We start from the raw sequence: 17,427 nt of genomic DNA, 5'->3' as shown, positions 1-17,427 counted from the left end.
ATGCTTCCCGGCTCCTCCGGCTCCCGGCCGGGCGACTGGACGGGGAAGTGCCGCCGGAGCGGTTCGATACCGTCCCCTTCGAGTGATTTGCCTGGGGGAGAGGTCTGTTATGTCCGGACCGGGTAGGGAAGATCGTCGGCTTGCCTGGGAGCGGCGGGCGGAGATACCGCTGCTGGTCGCCGCGACGGTTTTCCTCGCCGCCTACGCGGTGCCGATCGTGTGGCCGGACCTTTCCCCGGCCACCGACCGCACGGCCGAGCTGGTGATCGTCGGGGTGTGGGCCGTGTTCGGGGCCGACTACCTGGTGCGGCTGGCCCTGGCCGGTGAGCGGTGGCGGTTCGTCCGGACCCACCTGCTCGACCTGGCGCTGCTCGTCCTGCCGTTCCTGCGGCCGCTGCGGCTGCTACGGCTGGTGTTCGTGCTCCAGGTGCTGCACCGCCGGGCCCAGTTCACCTTCCGCGGCCGGGTGGTCACCTACACGGTCGGGGCGGTGGCCTTCGTCGTCCTGATCGCCAGCCTCGCCGTGCTGGACGCCGAGCGCCGCAACCCCGAGGCCAACATCCAGAACATGGGCGACGCCCTGTGGTGGGCGCTGACCACCATCACCACCGTCGGCTACGGCGACCACGCGCCGACCACCGGGGAGGGCCGGCTGGCCGCCGCACTGCTGATGGTCGCCGGGATCGCCCTGCTCGGTGTCGTCACCGGCTCGCTGGCCTCCTGGTTCGTCGAGCGGCTGCGCGGCGTCGAGCAGGCCGAGGAGCGCACCCAGGCGGCCCTCGCCGAGATCCTCACCGAGATCAGGTTCCTGAACGCCCGCCTGGACGCCCTCGAACGGAGGCCTTCACCCGGCGACTGATCCCGGCCAATGCGTCTGACCAGCCGGTTCCGTCCGTCGGCTGAAGGCCCGCGACGTCGTCCACCGGGGACGGGGCTCCCGTGGGGGAGCGGCCCGGCGTGGTCAGGGCGCGGGCCGCGGCCGGGCGTTCCCGGCTACGCCCCGAGGGCCGCGCTCGAGTGTCCCCGGCTGTGCATCGAGGCCCGCGGCCGAGTGTTTCCGGCCGCGCCTCGATGGCCGCGACCGAACCTCACCTCTCGGTGACCGTCCCGGCCCGGAGCGGTCACCCGGCGGCCGCGTTCGATCGCGTGCTGCCGTGACCGGTGGGTCACCCCAGGGTGAGGCGGCCTGGGGCTGGCGGATGCGGCCAGGGCGGCGGCGCGGGGAGCGGCCCGTCCGGGCGTACGGCCAAGCCGTCCGGGTGGACGGCCAGGTCGGTGCCGTCGGCGCGGCCGCTGAGCCAGCCGAGCAGCAGATGCGCGGGCCCGGTGACCTCGGGGCCGCCCGGGGCGTGGTCGAACGTGGCGGCGAGGTCCAGGTCGGTGGCGGCGACGCGCGCTCCCGCCAGTTCGCCCAGCTTGTCGCCGGGCAGGACGGTCAGGCCGGCGAGCGTGTCGTCCAGCGCCCACCGCACGTACGGCCCGGACCAGTCGGCCACCCGGTGGCCCGCCGCCAGGTCCACGTGGTGGGCCTCGACCTCCTGCCACCGGCGGTACACGGTGAACCAGGCGGGGTGCGACCAGCCCGCCAGCGCCTGGACGGGGGCGTGCCAGGCGTCCTCGGGGAGCGCGCGCACCTGCCCGGCCAGCCGTGCCGCCGACTCCTCGACGTCGTCGGCCAGGGCCGCGGCCGGCCGCCCGGCGCCGGACTCGATGTCGGCGTTCCGGGCGGCCGGGCTCGGGTACTGGGCGATCTCCGTCCCCGTGCGGGCCCACTCCAGCAGGTTCCACAGCGAGTCCGCGTTGCGGGCGATGTGCGTGGCCAGGTGCCCCCGGCTCCACCCCGGCAGCGCGGACGGTGCCCGCATGTCGGCGTCCGCCAGCCCCCGCAGTGTCGTGACGAGCCGTCCGGTCGCCGCGGTGACCTCGTCGAAGTCGGTCCGCCAGTCCATGCCCGCACCCCCGTCATCTCCCGCCATCAGGGGGATTGTACGGATCAGGCGGCGGTGCGCAGCGGGGCGAGCGCGGTGCTCCACGCCACGACCTGGTCCAGCGTGGCGGTGAGCGCGTCGAGCTGGTGGACGCCGGGCTTGAACACGCTGAAGTTCTCGAAGTCGGTGTGGAGGGACAGCGCCACCTGGTTCCGCACGTCCGCCATCATGAGCTCACCGGCGATCAGGCGCAGGTGCTCCACGGCGCGGGCGCCGCCGACCGTCCCGTAGCTGACAAAGCCGACGGCCTTGTTGTTCCACTCGGCGAAGAGGAAGTCGATGGCGTTCTTCAGCGCGCCGGACGTGGAGTGGTTGTACTCGGGCGTCACCATCACGAAGCCGTCGAACGAGGCGATCTTGCTCGCCCAGTTCAGCGTGTGCGGCTGGCTGTACTGGCCCATCGACGGCGGGTATGCCTCGTCCAGGTGCGGGAGCTTGTAGTCGAGCAGGTCGACGAGCTCGAACTCGGCGTCGGTGCGCCGCGACGCGATCTCGTGCACCCAGCGGGCGACGCCCTCGCCGTTGCGGCCGGGGCGGGTGCTGCCGAGGATGATCCCGATCCTGGTCATATGGTGACTTCTCTCTGTGAGTTGATTGCTTCGTCAAGCAACATACTCATGCTTTCTTCGTCAAGCAAATAGAATGTCGGCATGCCAGCCGCCACAGAGCCACCCGTGCGCCCCCTGAACGCCGAGGAAGACGCGGTGCTCCGCGCGCTGGGCCGGATGATGAACGTCCTGCCCCGCGTCATGGACGCCGAGCTGGTGCGCGAGCAGGGACTGCCGCTCACCGAGTACCTGGTCCTGATGTACCTGTCCGAAGCCCCGAACCGGCGGCTGCGGATGAGCGAGCTCGCCGCCGCCTGCGCCCTCTCGCTGAGCGGGATGACCCGCATCGTCACCCGCCTGGAAGCGCAGGACCTGGTCCAGCGGGTCAAGTGCGACGAGGACGCCCGCGGCCTGAACGCCGTCCTCACCGACACCGGCCTCGCCCGCCTGGAGCAGGCGTGGCCCTCCCACCTGGCCAGCGTCCGCCGCAACGTCTTCGCCCACCTCGACGGCCTCGACCTCACCCGCCTCGCCCACGCCCTGGAACACATCGGCACCCCCGGCTGACGCACTCCCGGCCTTCGCGGCTCCCTCGGCTGCCGGGGCCTTTCCGAGCGCAGTGCTTGGACGACCTGTGGCGCTGCTCTCTTTCCGTGGCGACCCCGGCTTGGTCGGCGGATCCAGGATTCGGCCTCGGCGACTGTCCGCGAGAACCTAAGCATCCCTTTTCGGACTGCCGTCGGCAGTTGACCTCAACCAGAGTCGAGGTTTTACGGTACTGATCGACTGGCAGGAAGTCGTCCCCCGTGCTGAGGAGCAGGTAGTGATCGTCACCATCGCCAGGGTCGCCGACCCTCACCGGTTCCTGGAGGTCTTCGAGACCGTCGGAGCGGAGAAGCGGCGGGAGCACGGCTGCCGGGGCGCCCGGGTCTATTTCGATCCCGACGACGCGCACCGGGTGTGGTCCGTCTTCGACTGGGACGCGAAGGACTACGACGAGTTCCTCGCGGACCCTGAGATCCCGGCCATCGCACGCGAGCTCGGGATCCAGGCGCCTCCCGTGCACGCCGTCGCCGCGACCGAGCTCGACGCCTGACCACTATGTAGGGAGAGAAGGTTTCAGAATGGCTGTTACGCCCTTGCGGGCTCGCAGGTTCAGCTCGGCGATCGGCGACGACGCCGTCCGCTTCGGCGACCGGATCCTCATCGCGTCCGCCCTCGACAAAGAGGCCGGCGGGTCGATGAGCGCCTACACATCCTTCCTCTACGCAGGGGCGCGCGCTGACCTGCCGGCCTCCTACGCGGAGGTCTGGGTGGTGCTCAGCGGAGCGCTACGAGTGGGCACCGAGAGCGACGCCGTGACAGTGCGCGCAGGCGACTTCGTGCACGTTCCAGAGCAGGCGCCCGGGGTCGTCGAGGCACTCGAGGACACCACGATGGTCTGCGTGTCGGTGCCCGCTCACTGATGGGGGCGGCGGTCACTTGATCCCCGGCATGGTGATGAACCGCAAGGCGGTAGAGGCGCTGCTGATTACCGGCCGCATGAGACATGCCTTCGGGAAAGAGCCGGACCGGCGCATTGGCAAGCTGCGCGGGGCTGGGGAGGGGTGGGGCACACTGGGTTGTATGCGGTACGCGGACAGTCGGGCTTATGCGTTGCCGGAGGATCTGGCCCTGTTGGAGGGGCCGGTCTCCGGTGTTGTCGAGCTGCCTCGTCGTCTCGACTGGTCGGAGCAGCATGTCTATGACCTGGACGATCCGGCTCAGCTGGGTTTGATGTATGAGCGGGTGATCCGTGAGGCGTCCTCGCAGGAGGATCTCGCCGCCTACCTCAACGCCCAGGTCCTCGCCGCCTGCTGGGGTCGGCTCTATCTGCCGGTGCAGGTGCGCCGGCTCTGGGAGAGTCGTTTCCCGCTCCTCGCCGCGGCCGCGTAGCCGGGATGGACCCTCTCCATGAACGGGTGACGCGCATCGGTCTCGCCGCGACCGGTGAGTACGGGTTCGCGCTCGCCGGCGGGTACGCCGTCCAGGCGCACGGCTTCCTCGACCGGGTGTCCGAGGACGTTGACCTCTTCACCGTGAACGAAGCCAGAGCCCAGTTCCAAGAGGCGGTCACCGCTGCGATCGACGCCTACCGCAGGGAGGGGTTCGGCGTTGAGACGGCCCTGGCAGGAGATGGTTTCGTCCGGTTGCTGCTCACCTCGTCGGATGGCCGGTCGGTGAAGGTGGAACTGGGCATCGACTGGCGTGCACATGCTCCCGTCACGCTGGCGGTCGGCCCCGTTCTCCATCCTGACGACGCGGTGGGCAACAAGGTCGCCGCCCTGTACGGCCGGGCAGAGGTACGTGACTTCGTCGACGTCGAGGCGATCCTCCGCAGCGGCCGCTACGCCACCCAGGATCTACTGCGCCTCGCCACCACCGCGGACCCGGGTTTCGGCCGGACATGTTCCTGCTCGCCCTCAACGCCCTCGACCGGCTTCCCGACCAGGCGTTCACGGTCCACGGCCTCTCTTCGGCCCGCACTCACGAACTCCGCCAGCGTTTCAAAGCCTGGGCAGCCGAGATCGCCCACTAATGGCCCAACGGCACGAGCACCCCAGAAACGATCAAGACCCGGGCCGGGGATCATGTCCCTGGCCTGGGCCTTCGGTGTGGAGCGGGTGACGGGAATCGAACCCGCGCTATCAGCTTGGGAAATTACAACCCACGAATGCTGCTTACCTGCGGCATCGCTGACCTGCATGAACACCGCCAACGAAGATCAACAACGGGGATTGCTCAAGGTTGATCAGGTCCCACAGCGCGCCCAAGCGGGGCGAGAAGCCCGCGAACCCGCTGCCCCCTGCCGGGGCTGCACGGCCTTCGCCACGTCCACGCCACGACGCTCCTGCTCGCTGGCGTGCCGGTCCACGTGGTGGCGGCCCGGCTCGGCCACGCTGACCCGGCGATCACGCTCCGGGTCTACGCACATGTGATCAACGAGCAGATGGCCTCGGCCGCCGACGTGTTCGCCGATGCCGTCGAGCAGGCCGGATAGCGGCCTGTTAGCAAGACCGTTGGCAAAAGCGCCTCTTCCATGATCGGAAGGGGCCTTTGACGTGGGCGCCCCGGGCAGGACTCGAACCTGCGACCATCAGATTAGAAGTCTGGTGCTCTATCCGGCTGAGCTACCGGGGCCGGTACCGGACGAAAGGGTAGCGTCCGCCGTCCAGACAGGCGAGCAAGTTCCCGGCTCACCCTTGACCGGACGGCCGGGCAGGGAAGAGAACCCCGGGGTTGAGCAGGCCATACGGGTCCAGGGCCCGCTTCACGGCCCGCATGGCGGCGATCTCGGTGGGGGAGCGGGTGAGGTCGAGCCAGGGCACCTTGGCGGTGCCGATGCCGTGTTCGGCGCTGATGCTGCCGCCGGCCCGGCCGACCCGGCGCAGCACCGTTTCGGTGACGGCCTCGGGGTCGGCGGCGCCGAGCAGGTTGACGTGGGCGTTGCCCTCGGCGAGGTGGCCGAAGAGGTACGGGGTGGCCGGCAGGGATTCCATTTCGGTCACGAAACCGGCCAGGTCGGGCAGGGGCACGGTCACGTCGAGCTTGACGGGGACGCCGGCGGCGGAGATCGCCTCGGTGTGGGCCTCGCGGTAGGTCGCCAGCCGGTGCCGGTCGGCGGAGTCGGCCGCGACCACCGCGTCCCGGAGCCGCTCCAGGTCCGCCAGCAGGTCGAGTACGGGGGGCGCGGGGGCCGCGTATTCCACCAGCACGTACGCGCCGTGCGGTTCGGTGAAGGGCGCGGGCAGGCCGGTGTGCTCCCGGACCAGGGCCAGCCCGGTGGGCAGGAAGAACTCCGCCAGTTCCAGCGAGTCGAGCGAACGCAGCGCGTCCAGGGACGCCACCGCGTCGGCGAGGGAGCCGAAGGCCAGCAGCGCCGTGGTCCGCTCCGGCGGCCGGGGGACGAGGCGCAGCCGTAGCGCCGTGACGATCCCGAGGGTGCCCTCGCTGCCGACCAGCAGGCCGGTCAGGTCGTAGCCGGCGTTGTCCTTGGGCAGCCCGGACAGCCGGTCGATCGCCGAGCCGTCGGCGAGCACCGCGGACAGGCCCGCCACGTTGGCGCGCATCGTCCCGTACCGCAGCACCCGTTCCCCGCCCGCGTTGGTGGCGGCCATCCCGCCGACGGTGGCCGAGTCGCGGGCGGCCAGGTCCACGCCGAAGTCCAGCCCGGCCGTCCGGGCGTGCCGCTGCACGGCGGTGAGGGTCGCCCCGGCCCCGGCGGTGAGCTGCCGGGCCGTGCCGTCCACCGGGCCCAGCCCGTCCAGCCGGCGCAGGCTGAGCAGCACCTCGCCCGAGCGCGGCACCCCGCCGCCGGCCAGCCCGGTGTTGCCGCCCTGCGGGACGACGGGAACGCCCTCCGCGGCGCAGATCCGCACCACCGAGGCGACCTGCCCGGTGTCGCCCGGCCGCACCACCAGCCGGGCGGGCCCGCCGAACCGCCGGGTGAAGTCGGTGGTGTAGGACGCGGTCAGCGCGGGGTCGGTGAGTACGTGCGCGGCCCCGACGACCTCGGCCAGCCGGGCGGCGAGCGGATCGTTCTGCATCGCCCCATCGTCCCCCACACCGGACACGCTCTATCGTCTATCCCCGTGTCTAGAGATCGGAAGGCGGAGGCCGCGGCGCGGGCGGCGGGGCTGCTCGCGGGCGTGGCGCTGGACGCCGTGTTCGCCGACCCCCGCCGCAGGCACCCGGTGGCGCTGTTCGGCCAGGCCGCGGGGGCGCTGGAGCGGCGGCTGCACGCGGACTCCAGGGCGCGCGGCGCCGCCTTCGCCGCGGCCTGTGCGGGCGCGGCGGCGGGGCTCGGGCTGGCCGGTGAGCGCGCCGTCCGGGGACGTCCCCTGGCCCGTGCCGCGCTGACCGCCGCGGCGACCTGGGCCGTGCTGGGCGGCACGTCGCTGGGCCGGGAGGGCACCCGGATGGCCCGGGCCCTGGAGGACGGCGACCTGGACGCGGCCCGGGCCCGGCTGTCGCACCTGTGTGCCCGCGACCCGGCGGGGCTGGACGCCGCCGCACTGGCCCGCGCCACCGTCGAGTCCGTCGCCGAGAACACCTCCGACGCCGCGGTCGCCCCGCTGCTGTGGGGGGCGGTGGCGGGCGTGCCCGGCCTGCTCGCCTACCGGGCGGTCAACACCATGGACGCGATGGTCGGCTACCGCAGCCCGCGGTACGCCCGGTTCGGCTGGGCCGCGGCCCGCCTCGACGACGCCGCCAACTGGGTTCCGGCCCGGGTGACGGGCCTGCTCACGGTGGCGGTCGCTCCCGTCGGCGCCCGCCCGTACACCTCGGGGACGCGGCGGGGCGTCCCGGCCGTCCGGGCCGGGGAGGAGACGCGGCGGTGGCCGGCCCCCACCCCGGAGGCCAGGCGCGGGGTCCTACGGGCGGGGGAGGACGCGCGGCGGCCCGCCGCCGTGCGCGAGTACGTCACCGCGGAAGACCGGCCGGTGGCGCGTCTCCAGGAGCCGCCCGGCTGGTACGAGGGGCGGCACCGGCGCGCGTTCCGCGGCCAGGTGCTGGGCGCGGCCGACCGGGCGCGCCGGGCCTACACCACCCTGCGCCGGGACGGCGCTGCGCACCCCAGCCCCAACGCCGGCCGGTGCGAGGCCGCGTTCGCGGGCGCGCTGGGCGTGCGGCTGGGCGGCGCCAACGTCTACGCCGGCCGGGTCGAACACCGCCCCACGCTCGGCGACGGCCGCCCGCCCGAGCCCGCCGACATCCACCGCGCGGTGCGGCTGTCCCGCGCCGTCGTCGTGGGCGCCGCGCTGCTGGCGGGCGCGGTCGCCGCCACCCGGCGGCGGGACGCGCGGCGATGAGGGGCGCGCCGCTGGTCGTGGGGACGACACCAGATGCGGGCAAGAGCGTTTCGATGGTGGGGTCGGGCCGGTGGCCGGCTCGGAGTAGTGGGCTGCGGTGAGGGGTGTGCTGCTGGTCGCGAGGGCGACGTCGGACGCTGGTAAGGGCGCCCTGATCGCGGGGTCGGGCCGGCGGGGTGGGCCGCGGTGAGGGGTGCGCTGCTGGTCGCGGGGACGACGTCGGACGCGGGTAAGAGCGTCCTGACCGCGGGGCTGTGCCGGTGGCTGGCCCGCCGGGGTGTGCGGGTGGCGCCGTTCAAGGCGCAGAACATGTCCCTCAACTCCATGGTCACCGCGGACGGCGCGGAGATCGGCCGCGCCCAGGTGATGCAGGCCCAGGCCGCCGGGATCGAGCCGACCGCGCACATGAACCCGGTCCTGCTCAAGCCGGGCAGCGACCGGCGCAGCCAGGTGGTGGTGCTGGGCCGCCCGGTCGCCGACGTCGACGCCGTCGGGTACCGCGCGCACAAGGACCGGCTGCGCGAGGTCGCGCTGGCCTCCCTGGCCCGGTTGCGCGCCGAGTACGACGTGGTGATCTGTGAGGGCGCGGGCAGCCCGGCCGAGATCAACCTGCGCGCCGGCGACATCGCCAACATGGGGTTGGCCCGGGCCGCCGGCCTGCCCGTGCTGGTGGTCGGCGACATCGACCGGGGCGGGGTGTTCGCCGCCCTGTACGGGACGATCGCGCTGCTGGAACCCGCCGACCAGGCGCTGGTCGCGGGCTTCGTAATCAACAAGTTCCGTGGCGCGCCCGAGTTGCTGGCGCCGGGGCTCGACCAGATCACCGCGCTGACCGGCCGTCCCGTGCACGGGGTGCTGCCCTGGCTGGACGGCCTCTGGCTGGACGTCGAGGACTCCCTGGCGCTGGACGGCCCCCGCCCGCCGACCCTGCCCCCGCACGGCGCGCAGACCCTGCGGGTGGCCGTGGTGCGCCCACCCCGCATCTCCAACTTCACCGACCTGGACGCGCTGGCCGCCGAGCCGGGGGTGGCGCTGCGGTACGCCACCTCGCCGGGGGAACTCGCCGACGCCGACCTGGTCATCCTGCCGGGCTCCCGCGCCACCGTCGCCGACCTGGGCTGGCTGCGCGCCCGGGGGCTGGCCGCCGAGATCGTCCGCCGGGCGCGGGCCGGCCGCCCGGTGCTCGGCATCTGCGGCGGCTTCCAGATGCTCGCCGGCGAGATCGTGGACGACGTCGAGTCGTGCGCCGGGCCGGTCGAAGGGCTCGGCCTGCTGCCCGTCCGGGTGGAGTTCGCCCCGGAGAAGACGCTCGGCCGGCCGGAGGGCCGGGCGTACGGCGAGCCGGTCCGGGCCTATGAGATCCATCACGGGGTGGTCGCGGTGGAGGGCGGCGAGCCCTTCCTGGACGGCTGCCGCGCCGGCGCGGTCTGGGGCACCACCTGGCACGGCGCGCTGGAGAACGACGGCTTCCGGCGGGCCTTCCTGCGCGAGGTGGCGGCGGCCGCGGGGCGCGACTTCACCCCGGCCCCGGACGTCTCGTTCGCCGCCCTGCGTGAGGCCCGGCTGGACGCGCTCGGCGACCTGGTCGAGCGGCACCTCGACACGGCGGCGGTGGAGCGGCTGATCGAGCGCGGCGCCCCGGACGGCATGCCCGTCGTCCCGCCGGGCGGCCCGCCAGGGTGAACCGGCCGGTGCGGGTATCGTGATCCACTCTGATCCCGCTAGGAGAACATGCATGCCCGAAACGCGGCAGAGCCTGATCGTCCCGCTGATGAAGGCCCACGTGCCGGTGGAACTGCAGCTGGAGTTCCCGCTGCCCACGGAGGAGGAGCCGATCCGCGAGCCGTTCGCCGGCGAGCTGTACGTCTCGTACGCGCTGGAACTCCCCGAGCGGTTCGAGTACATCGCGTCCCGGCACTGCGTCGAGCTGGGCCTGCCGGCCGCGGAGCTGCGCGAGCGCGCCGCGGCCAACCTGCGGATCCGCCGCCCGGAGCTGACGCTGAACTGGTACCCGGACGCCAGGGCGGTCTCGATCGGCTGCGGCGGCGACCTGGAGGCCGGGCTGCTGCTCGACGACGGGTTCCTGGAGAAACTGTCCCAGGACGTCGAGGGCGACCTGGTGGTGGCGGTCCCGGCCCGGGACGCCTTCGTGGCCTCGGGCACCGGCCACCCGGACGGCCTGGAGAAGCTGCGCTGGGCGGTCGACCGGGTGTGGTCGGACTCCCGCCCCGGCGCCTCCGCCGAGTCGCTCACCGGCTCCTCCCCGCACCCCCTGCTCACCCGCGACCTCCTGGTCCGCCGTGCCGGCGCCTGGCAGGTGCTGCCCGCCTAGATGCCGCCGGTCCAGATCAGGACGCCCCACGCGCCCATCGCGAAGGCGGAGACGCAGCCGACCGGGACGCACACGCAGACCAGGGCGGTGCCGGGCCAGCTCATCCGCATCGCCTTGCCGGGGTCGTCGGGCGGGTACACGACCTTCGCCTTCGCGCCCACGGAGGGCCGGTAGTTCCCGGATCTCAGCTCGCTCATGGGGACGGCCGAAACCCGCTGCCCCGTGCGCGTGGTGTAGTCGACGTACGCGGTGAAGGTCTTGATCCGCCCGGTGTCCGGATCGGGGTTGGACCCCTCAACCCGGACGATGCGCGCGGTCGCCGTGTGGCCGCGCAGCCGCAGGGAGACCGGCCGGTAGATGTGCCACACGACGAGGTAGACGACCGCCGCGGCCTGGCCCAGGCCCACGGCGACGAAGAAGACACCGGCCAGTAGCCGCATGGTGCGCTCCAGGCCCCACACCGCTGCGCCCACGGCACCGGCAGGGTGCCCATCGGACGCGCCCGGGACCGGGACGGTTCCCCGGAATCCGGGAGGGGTCAGCCGGCCGGGGCGGTGAGGCGCGCGGCCTGGAGGGCCGTCTCGATGACCTGGAGGCCGGTGATCGCGTCCTCCAGGGCGACCGGCGGGGGCTCCCCCCGGCCGATCGTGCGGGCCACGGCGGCGTAGAACTCCTGGTAGGCGCCGGGCAGGGTGGTCACCGCCCGGGTCGAGCCGGGGGTGCCCAGCAGCCCGTACGACTGCGGGCCGCCCTCGCCCCAGCCCTCGTCGAGCGGGGTGCCGCCGGCGCGCAGCGCGTCCTCCTGCGGGTCCATCCCGTACACCATGTAGGCGGAGTGGTCGCCGAGCACCCGGAACCGCGGCCCGAACTGGGCGGCGACCGCGCTCATCCACAGGTGCACCCGCACCCCGTGTTCGTAGCCGAGGGCCACGAACACGTCGTCGGGCGCCAGCGCGCCCGGCCGGCGCGTCTCGATCTCGGCGTACACCCCCGTCGGCGGGCCGAACAGCACCAGCGCCTGGTCGATCAGGTGCGAGCCCAGGTCGTAGAGGATGCCGCCGGCGTCCGCCGGGTCGGAGCTCTCCTTCCAGCCCTCCCGGACCTCCGGCCGCCACCGCTCGAACCGGGACTCCAGCCGCAGCGGCGTGCCGAGGGACCCCTCGGCCAGCAGCGCCTGGACGGTCCGGAAGTCGCCGTCCCAGCGCCGGTTGTGGAACGGGATGACCGGCAGCGCCCTGGCGGCGGCCAGTTCGGCCAGCCCGCGGGCCTCGGCGGCGGTCGTCGCCACCGGCTTGTCGACCACCGCGGGCAGCCCGTGCTCCAGCGCCGCCCGGGCCAGCGGGACGTGCAGCCGGTTCGGTGTGCTGACCACCACCAGGTCGTAGGCCGCGGCGCTCTCCCAGAGAGTCTCGGGCCGGTCCACCACCCGGGTGTTGAGGTAGCGCTCCCGGACGGCCTCCTGCCGCTCGGGGCTGCTGGTGACCACGGCGGCCAGGGTCAGGTCCGGATCGGCGTCGATCAGCGGGGCGTGGAACACCGCGCCCCCGACCCCGTATCCGATGAGTGCGACGCGCAAGGACATACCTCGATCATCCCCCATTCCTGATCGCGTTAGCGCAGCTAGCCGTCCCGCAAGATGATCGTCCCGGCTCCACCGGATCCGCCCGGACCCGGGAGAACGACGGTGGGGCGCGGTATACAGGGCCGCATGGACTCCTCTCCGATCACCGGGTTGCGGGCGCTGGCGTTCGACTGCGCGGACCCGCCCGCGCTGGCCGGGTGGTGGCAGCGGCTGCTGGGTGGGTCGATCGAGATCGACTCCTACGGGGACGCGTCGCTGCACACCCCGGACGGGCTGACGATCGACTTCCTGGCCGTGCCCGACGAGAAGGTCGTCAAGAACCGGCTCCATCTCGATCTGGGCACCACCGACCTGGCCGAGGCCACCGAACACGCCCTCGCGCTCGGCGCCACCCGCGCCGACGACGTCTACGCGGGCCCCCGCTGGCAGGTGTTGCGCGACCCGGAGGGGAACGAGTTCTGCCTGCTGCGCCCGCGTTGAGCCCGCTGTTCGTACCCGTCAGGCGGCGGGTGGGCGCATACTGGTGGCAATGAAACCGTCGCGGCGCCACCTGCCTTCCAGTCCCTTCAACGTTCCCGACGTCGACCCACCGCCCCTGGAGGAATTCGCCCTCCAGGATCGGGTGAGTCACGACAAGTACGGCCTCGGTTCGGTCATCGGTGTGGAGGAGGGGGTCGCGGTACTCGTCGACTTCGGCTCGCACCGGCAGCGGATCCTGGCCCCCTATCCCAAGCTCGTCAAGCTCTGACCCGATGCTCCCCCGCCCGGCGGTCCGGGCGGTGGAGTCATCGTGCCCGAACCTCCGTGACGGGCGGCCTTTCCTGAGAACGACGAGGTCCACGGCCTCGGCCTGATTCCTCTCCGAGCGCGACCGGCACGTGCTGCGCCACGACGGCGATCTGCCCGGTATCAAAGAGATCCGCTGGAGCGATAGTCCCTGATGAGCCCCGGACCTGAACCGGGGCGAACGGGGAGAACGCTGCCAACCTTCCGGGCTGGCCGTGAGTCTCACGGACTGGTGCGGAGGCGGTCGGGCGGCGCGGTCCGGTCGCCCCCGCACCAGTGATGCGACGGAGAGGAACGTGTCATGGACGTGCGGCGGATCAGGTCGGTCTCCCTGGCGGTGGGGGTGGTGGCGGCGGTGCTGACGGGCATCGCGCTCACCCTCCTGATCAGGAGCTTCGTGGCGGTGGGGGTGGAGGCCGAAGGGTCCTGCGGCGGCGGGGCGAACTCCTGCCCGCGCGGCACCGGCTGGATGCTCGGCCTCTCCATCCCGCTGCTGTGCATCGCCTCGCCCCTGCTGTTCATCGGGCTCGCCAAGTCCGGGCTCGGCGGCCCGTTCGCCACGCTGGCCGCCGTGCTGAGCCTCGCGGTGGGCGTCGTGCCCGGGTGGGCCGTCTACGGGTGGGCGCACGGCGAGACGCTCAAGCGGGTGTGGGCGGCCCCGCCCGAGCGGCCCAACTCCGTGGCGGGCGAGGGGTCCTGGCTGCACGGCGGGACGATCATCCGGGGCCGGTTCGACGGGCTCGTCGGGTACGACGTGGCCACCGGCCGGCAGCGGTGGTCCTACGACGTGCCGCAGACCGACGTGCTGTGCGGGATGAGCCAGACCACCGCCGGCGGGGTGGGCCTGGTCGCGCACGCGGTCGAGCACCGGCCCTGCACCGGCATCGTCGCGGTCGACCTGGAGACCGGCCGCCCGCTCTGGCAGAAGCGGCTGGGAGAGGTGCCGGGGCTCTCGCAGAACATGGAGCCCGGCACGCTCGCCGTGGCGGGCGGCACCGCGGTGGTGCAGGCCTACGAGCTGCTGACCGGCTACGACCTGCGGACGGGCGCCCAGCGCTGGGAGAGCCGGGCGCCCGAGGGGTGCCGCTTCGGCGGGACGGCCGCCGGCGGCGACCAGGCGCTCACCGAGCTGAACTGCCTCCCCGGGCAGCCGAAGGCGCGGGCGCTGGACCTGGCCACCGGCCGCGTCCGCTGGGAGGTCCCGGTGCCGTTCCGCGGTGCTTCCGCGAACATCAAGCTGCTGTCGGCGGCCCCGCCCGTCCTGCACGTGACCGGGGGCGGCCAGCGCGGGGCGAACGCGCTGATCTCCTTCGGCGCCGGCGGGCGGGTCACCGCGACGATCCCGGTGGACGGCGGTGACCAGCGGCTCGACATCAACGAGTACGGCTTCGACGCCACCCCGCTGCGCAGGCTCGTCGTCCACGGCGACCTGATCATCGCCGTCACCACCGAAGTCGGGGGAGCCGAGAAGGAGGTCATCGCCTACGGCCTGGCCGACGGCCGGATGCGCTGGCGCACCGAGGTCAGGGACACGATGGCGATCACCATGGCCGGCGACCGCCTGCTGGCGCTGGAGGGCGGCGGCCTCAACGCCCCGAAGCTGCACTCCCTGGCACTGCGCGACGGCCGCCCGACCCACCTGGGCGCCATCCTCGTCGACGTGTTCGCCGACGAGGTCGGCCTCTACGCGCAGGGCCCGCACGTCATCCTGGTCAAGGAGCGGGCCACCAGCGACGACGAGCACCCGATCGCGGTCTTCCGCACCGCCGCCGACTGAACCGTCCCGCCCCGGCCGGACCCTGCGCGGCACCGGCCGGGGCAATACCCTGACGCCCATGACAGCCCCCACGGAAGACGTACTGGGCCCGGAGTACGAGGCGATCGAACTGCCCCTGGGCGAGGACGCCGAGGGCGAGGTGGTCGCCACCCTGGTCCGGCGGCGGGGAGAGGCGGTGAACGACCGGGCCGTGCTGTACGTGCACGGGTTCGTCGACTACTTCTTCCAGCGGCACCTCGCCGACTTCTACCTGGCACAGGGGTACGACTTCTACGCCCTCGACCTGCGCAAGTACGGCCGCTCGCTGCGCCCGCACCAGACGCCCAACTTCGTCGACAGCCTCACCGACTACTTCCCGGAGATCGACGAGGCCGTCCGGATCGTCCGCGAGGAGGACGGCCATGACGTCCTGCTGGTCAACGGGCACTCGACCGGCGGGCTGGTGGCGGCGCTGTGGGCCGACCGCAGCGGCGACCGGCTGGACGGGCTCTTCCTCAACAGCCCCTTCCTCGACCTCAACGTCCCGGCCCTGACCCGCCGGGTGGGCTCCGGGCTGGCCTGGACGCTGCGCCGGCCGTTCCCCCGGGCGACGCTGCCCGCCGCGGTCTCCGAGCTCTACGCGCGCAGCCTGCACCGCGACCACGACGGCGAGTGGGAGTTCGACCTGGCCTGGAAGCCGCTCACGGGCTTTCCGGTGCGCGCCGCCTGGCTGGCCGCCATCCGCCGCGGCCAGCGGCGGGTGCACGCCGGGCTCGGCATCGACGTGCCGACCCTGGTGATGGCCTCGACGCGCAGCGTCAGGCCCCGGCCCGGGGTGGTCGACCTGTCGAGCGCCGACGCGGTGCTCGACGTGGAGCACATGGCCCGCTGGGCGCCCCGGCTCGGCTCGCACGTCACCCTCGTCCGGATCGAGGGCGGCATGCACGACCTGGTCCTGTCACCCGGCCCCACCAGGGACCGGGTGTTCACCGAACTGGCCCGCTGGATGCGCGGCTACCTCCCACCCCCCACCGCCTGATCGGCGGAGGGTCAGGGGAGCAGGAGGAGTTTGCCGGTGGTGCGGCGGCCGGCCAGGTCCTCGTGGGCGGTGCGGGCGTCGGCGAGCCGGTAGCGCCGGCCGATGTGCAGCCGCAGTTCGCCGCGGGCGATCCGGGTCAGCACGTCGGTGGCCCGGGTGGTCAGCTCCTCGCGGGTGGCGATGTGGTGCACCAGGGTCGGGCGGGTCAGGAAGAGCGAACCGCTCGGGGCGAGCCTGGCCGGGTCGAAGGGCGGTACCGGGCCGCTGGCGGCCCCGTACAGCGCCAGCGTGCCGCGTCGGCGCAGCGCGGCCAGGCTGTCCTCGAAGGTGGCCTTGCCGACCCCGTCGTAGACGACCGGGACGCCCTCGCCGCCGGTCAGCTCGCGGACGGCGGCGGCGCACCCCGCGTACCCCACGATCTCGTCGGCCCCGGCCTCCCGGGCGAGCCGCTCCTTGTCCGGGGTGGAGACCGTGCCGATTACCCGGCCGCCCAGGAGCTTGACGTACTGGGTGAGCAGCAGCCCCATCCCGCCCGCCGCGGCGTGGACGAGCACCGTGTCCCCGGGCTGCACGGCGTAGGTGGAGTGCGTCAGGTAGTGGGCGGTCATTCCCTGGAGCATCGCGGCGGCGGCGTCCTCGGCCGACAGCGCCGCCGGTACCGGCACGGCCCGGTCCGCGTCGATCACCGCCCGCTCGGCGTACGCCCCCCGCACGTCGGAGGAGGCGACCAGGTCCCCGGCGGACAGGCCGGTGACGTCGGGGCCGACCGCGGTCACGGTGCCCGCAGCCTCGATGCCGGGGGTGAACGGGAGCGGCATCTTGTAGTGCCCGCTGCGGTGGTAGATGTCGATGAAGTTGACGCCCGCGGCGGCGACGTCGATCACCACTTCCCCTGGTCCGGGGACGGGATCTGCGCGGTCGGCCGGGGCGAGCACCTCGGGTCCGCCGGTCCGTTCCACCACGATCGCGCGCATCGGGTTCCACCTCTCCGTCGAGTTGATCAGATCCAGCTTCTCAGGTCGCGGCTTTCTCCCACCGATTGCGCTGACAGAGCGGGCGCGGAGCCGCCGAAGGTGTCAGAATTCGGGGTGACCGACCTGGTCGAACAGCTTGTGCGAACCCCTCCCGGGAGTCATCCTGAATACCGAATGTTGCCGTACGGACACCGCAGGCCACGCGCGGCGACGTCTCCACCCCTTCGAAGGCGGCTGATCCATCGTGGCGGTGCTCGGGTCCGACGAACTGGCTGAAGCCCGGCGCTATCACTTGGCGGCCCTGGCCCGTGAGGTTGAGGTACGCGGGCTGCGCTGGCGGCTCGCCGGGGCCGAGGAGTCGGTGCTCAGGGTGGTCAATCCGCACACCCGGCGGCAGGCGATGGTGCTGGCCAGCCTGGTCGGTGACGGCTGGTGCTACCTGTGGCCCGGGGGCGGCATGGGTGATGCCCGTGACCCCTCCTACGCCGCCGACCAGATAGCCCGCCTGCTCGCCTGATCGTCTTGCCTCCCGGCCGCGGGGGTGCCTAGACTGCCGTGCGAACGTCTGTT

20 protein-coding genes, 1 tRNA gene and 1 pseudogene are annotated in these 17,427 nt (G+C 73.1%); 15 read left to right on the top strand and 7 right to left on the bottom strand.

Going from position 1 to position 17,427, the window contains the following annotated elements; genetic code table 11:
- Positions 1–109: 109 nt before the first annotated feature.
- Positions 110–859 (top strand): potassium channel family protein, encoded by a 750-nt coding sequence (locus tag DPM19_RS28225; protein WP_111871092.1) that lies wholly within the window; start codon positions 110–112, stop codon positions 857–859.
- A gap of 307 nt (positions 860–1,166) precedes the next feature.
- Here DPM19_RS28225 and DPM19_RS28220 read toward each other — a convergent pair whose 3' ends face one another.
- Entirely contained in the window at positions 1,167–1,976 is an 810-nt protein-coding gene (locus tag DPM19_RS28220) for a maleylpyruvate isomerase family mycothiol-dependent enzyme (protein WP_199485327.1), read from the bottom strand.
- Positions 1,977–1,993: 17 nt separating this feature from the next.
- Positions 1,994–2,557, bottom strand: a complete 564-nt coding sequence (locus DPM19_RS28215; RefSeq protein ID WP_111871090.1) for an NADPH-dependent FMN reductase — start codon at positions 2,555–2,557, stop codon at positions 1,994–1,996.
- Positions 2,558–2,638: 81 nt separating this feature from the next.
- Here DPM19_RS28215 and DPM19_RS28210 point away from each other — a divergent pair, with 81 nt between their 5' ends.
- From DPM19_RS28210 to DPM19_RS28185, 6 genes and pseudogenes are all read left to right on the top strand, one after another.
- Positions 2,639–3,103 carry a MarR family winged helix-turn-helix transcriptional regulator gene (locus DPM19_RS28210; protein WP_111871089.1) on the top strand — a complete coding sequence of 155 codons (465 nt, stop codon included), beginning with the start codon at positions 2,639–2,641 and terminating at the stop codon, positions 3,101–3,103.
- Positions 3,104–3,359: 256 nt separating this feature from the next.
- Positions 3,360–3,632, top strand: coding sequence for a hypothetical protein (locus tag DPM19_RS28205; protein WP_111871088.1), 273 nt, complete (start codon positions 3,360–3,362; stop codon positions 3,630–3,632).
- Positions 3,633–3,660: 28 nt separating this feature from the next.
- Positions 3,661–4,002, top strand: coding sequence for a cupin domain-containing protein (locus DPM19_RS28200; protein ID WP_111871087.1), 342 nt, complete (start codon positions 3,661–3,663; stop codon positions 4,000–4,002).
- Between the two features lie 28 nt (positions 4,003–4,030).
- Positions 4,031–4,471: a hypothetical protein gene (locus DPM19_RS28195; protein WP_199485326.1), complete on the top strand. Its 441-nt coding sequence runs from the start codon at positions 4,031–4,033 to the stop codon at positions 4,469–4,471.
- 5 nt (positions 4,472–4,476) lie between these two features.
- Positions 4,477–4,935, top strand: a pseudogene (locus tag DPM19_RS36510) (nucleotidyl transferase AbiEii/AbiGii toxin family protein); the annotation flags it as partial.
- A gap of 503 nt (positions 4,936–5,438) precedes the next feature.
- Positions 5,439–5,576 (top strand): integrase, encoded by a 138-nt coding sequence (locus tag DPM19_RS28185; protein WP_233510840.1) that lies wholly within the window; start codon positions 5,439–5,441, stop codon positions 5,574–5,576.
- A gap of 66 nt (positions 5,577–5,642) precedes the next feature.
- Here the strand turns inward: DPM19_RS28185 and DPM19_RS28180 are convergent.
- Together DPM19_RS28180 and DPM19_RS28175 are read right to left on the bottom strand one after the other, a co-directional pair.
- Positions 5,643–5,716 (bottom strand) — tRNA-Arg (locus DPM19_RS28180).
- Positions 5,717–5,772: 56 nt separating this feature from the next.
- Positions 5,773–7,122 (bottom strand): FAD-binding oxidoreductase, encoded by a 1,350-nt coding sequence (locus DPM19_RS28175; protein WP_111871085.1) that lies wholly within the window; start codon positions 7,120–7,122, stop codon positions 5,773–5,775.
- Between the two features lie 45 nt (positions 7,123–7,167).
- Between DPM19_RS28175 and DPM19_RS28170 the strand changes: the two genes are divergently transcribed.
- The 3 genes from DPM19_RS28170 (at position 7,168) to DPM19_RS28160 (ending at position 10,720) form a co-directional block, all read left to right on the top strand.
- Positions 7,168–8,388, top strand: coding sequence for a CobD/CbiB family cobalamin biosynthesis protein (locus tag DPM19_RS28170; protein WP_111871084.1), 1,221 nt, complete (start codon positions 7,168–7,170; stop codon positions 8,386–8,388).
- A gap of 186 nt (positions 8,389–8,574) precedes the next feature.
- Positions 8,575–10,071, top strand: a complete 1,497-nt coding sequence (locus DPM19_RS28165) for a cobyric acid synthase (protein WP_111871083.1) — start codon at positions 8,575–8,577, stop codon at positions 10,069–10,071.
- A 52-nt stretch (positions 10,072–10,123) separates the two neighbouring features.
- Positions 10,124–10,720: a DUF1444 family protein gene (locus DPM19_RS28160; protein ID WP_111871082.1), complete on the top strand. Its 597-nt coding sequence runs from the start codon at positions 10,124–10,126 to the stop codon at positions 10,718–10,720.
- Here DPM19_RS28160 and DPM19_RS28155 read toward each other — a convergent pair.
- Entirely contained in the window at positions 10,717–11,193 is a 477-nt protein-coding gene (locus DPM19_RS28155; protein ID WP_146779017.1) for a DUF3592 domain-containing protein, read from the bottom strand. The genes DPM19_RS28160 and DPM19_RS28155 overlap by 4 nt on opposite strands.
- 65 nt (positions 11,194–11,258) lie before the next feature.
- A complete protein-coding gene (locus DPM19_RS28150; RefSeq protein WP_111871080.1) occupies positions 11,259–12,302 on the bottom strand; it encodes a Gfo/Idh/MocA family oxidoreductase in 1,044 nt (347 codons plus the stop codon).
- A gap of 126 nt (positions 12,303–12,428) precedes the next feature.
- Between DPM19_RS28150 and DPM19_RS28145 the strand changes: the two genes are divergently transcribed.
- From DPM19_RS28145 to DPM19_RS28130, 4 genes are all read left to right on the top strand, one after another.
- A complete protein-coding gene (locus DPM19_RS28145) occupies positions 12,429–12,782 on the top strand; it encodes a VOC family protein (protein WP_111871079.1) in 354 nt (117 codons plus the stop codon).
- A gap of 49 nt (positions 12,783–12,831) precedes the next feature.
- Positions 12,832–13,050: a hypothetical protein gene (locus DPM19_RS28140; RefSeq protein ID WP_111871078.1), complete on the top strand. Its 219-nt coding sequence runs from the start codon at positions 12,832–12,834 to the stop codon at positions 13,048–13,050.
- Between the two features lie 339 nt (positions 13,051–13,389).
- Complete coding sequence (locus DPM19_RS28135) at positions 13,390–14,865, top strand: outer membrane protein assembly factor BamB family protein (RefSeq protein ID WP_111871077.1); 1,476 nt, start codon at positions 13,390–13,392, stop codon at positions 14,863–14,865.
- A gap of 58 nt (positions 14,866–14,923) precedes the next feature.
- Entirely contained in the window at positions 14,924–15,883 is a 960-nt protein-coding gene (locus DPM19_RS28130) for an alpha/beta hydrolase (protein ID WP_111871076.1), read from the top strand.
- A gap of 11 nt (positions 15,884–15,894) precedes the next feature.
- On the opposite strand, the gene DPM19_RS28125 is transcribed toward DPM19_RS28130, so the two are convergent.
- Positions 15,895–16,857: a quinone oxidoreductase family protein gene (locus DPM19_RS28125; protein WP_111871075.1), complete on the bottom strand. Its 963-nt coding sequence runs from the start codon at positions 16,855–16,857 to the stop codon at positions 15,895–15,897.
- A gap of 244 nt (positions 16,858–17,101) precedes the next feature.
- On the opposite strand from DPM19_RS28125, the gene DPM19_RS28120 reads away from it, so the two are divergent.
- On the top strand, positions 17,102–17,374 hold the full coding sequence (locus DPM19_RS28120; RefSeq protein ID WP_233510837.1) for a hypothetical protein: 273 nt from the start codon (positions 17,102–17,104) through the stop codon (positions 17,372–17,374).
- Positions 17,375–17,427 lie beyond the last annotated feature (53 nt).

It is taken from the genome of Actinomadura craniellae (assembly GCF_003289645.1).
GTDB lineage: Bacteria > Actinomycetota > Actinomycetes > Streptosporangiales > Streptosporangiaceae > Actinomadura_D > Actinomadura_D craniellae.
Note: the sequence above shows the minus strand (reverse complement) of the source record. Positions and strands in the feature narration are given on the sequence as shown.

Coding starts and splice junctions, on each gene's coding strand:
- DPM19_RS28195 (WP_199485326.1), top strand. CDS start 4,031: ATGGTGATGAACCGCAAGGCGGTAGAGGCGCTGCTGATTACCGGCCGC.
- DPM19_RS28175 (WP_111871085.1), bottom strand. CDS start 7,122: ATGCAGAACGATCCGCTCGCCGCCCGGCTGGCCGAGGTCGTCGGGGCC.
- DPM19_RS28160 (WP_111871082.1), top strand. CDS start 10,124: ATGCCCGAAACGCGGCAGAGCCTGATCGTCCCGCTGATGAAGGCCCAC.
- DPM19_RS28210 (WP_111871089.1), top strand. CDS start 2,639: ATGCCAGCCGCCACAGAGCCACCCGTGCGCCCCCTGAACGCCGAGGAA.
- DPM19_RS28220 (WP_199485327.1), bottom strand. CDS start 1,976: ATGGCGGGAGATGACGGGGGTGCGGGCATGGACTGGCGGACCGACTTC.
- DPM19_RS28130 (WP_111871076.1), top strand. CDS start 14,924: ATGACAGCCCCCACGGAAGACGTACTGGGCCCGGAGTACGAGGCGATC.
- DPM19_RS28135 (WP_111871077.1), top strand. CDS start 13,390: ATGGACGTGCGGCGGATCAGGTCGGTCTCCCTGGCGGTGGGGGTGGTG.
- DPM19_RS28140 (WP_111871078.1), top strand. CDS start 12,832: ATGAAACCGTCGCGGCGCCACCTGCCTTCCAGTCCCTTCAACGTTCCC.
- DPM19_RS28145 (WP_111871079.1), top strand. CDS start 12,429: ATGGACTCCTCTCCGATCACCGGGTTGCGGGCGCTGGCGTTCGACTGC.
- DPM19_RS28225 (WP_111871092.1), top strand. CDS start 110: ATGTCCGGACCGGGTAGGGAAGATCGTCGGCTTGCCTGGGAGCGGCGG.
- DPM19_RS28215 (WP_111871090.1), bottom strand. CDS start 2,557: ATGACCAGGATCGGGATCATCCTCGGCAGCACCCGCCCCGGCCGCAAC.
- DPM19_RS28200 (WP_111871087.1), top strand. CDS start 3,661: ATGGCTGTTACGCCCTTGCGGGCTCGCAGGTTCAGCTCGGCGATCGGC.
- DPM19_RS28150 (WP_111871080.1), bottom strand. CDS start 12,302: ATGTCCTTGCGCGTCGCACTCATCGGATACGGGGTCGGGGGCGCGGTG.
- DPM19_RS28125 (WP_111871075.1), bottom strand. CDS start 16,857: ATGCGCGCGATCGTGGTGGAACGGACCGGCGGACCCGAGGTGCTCGCC.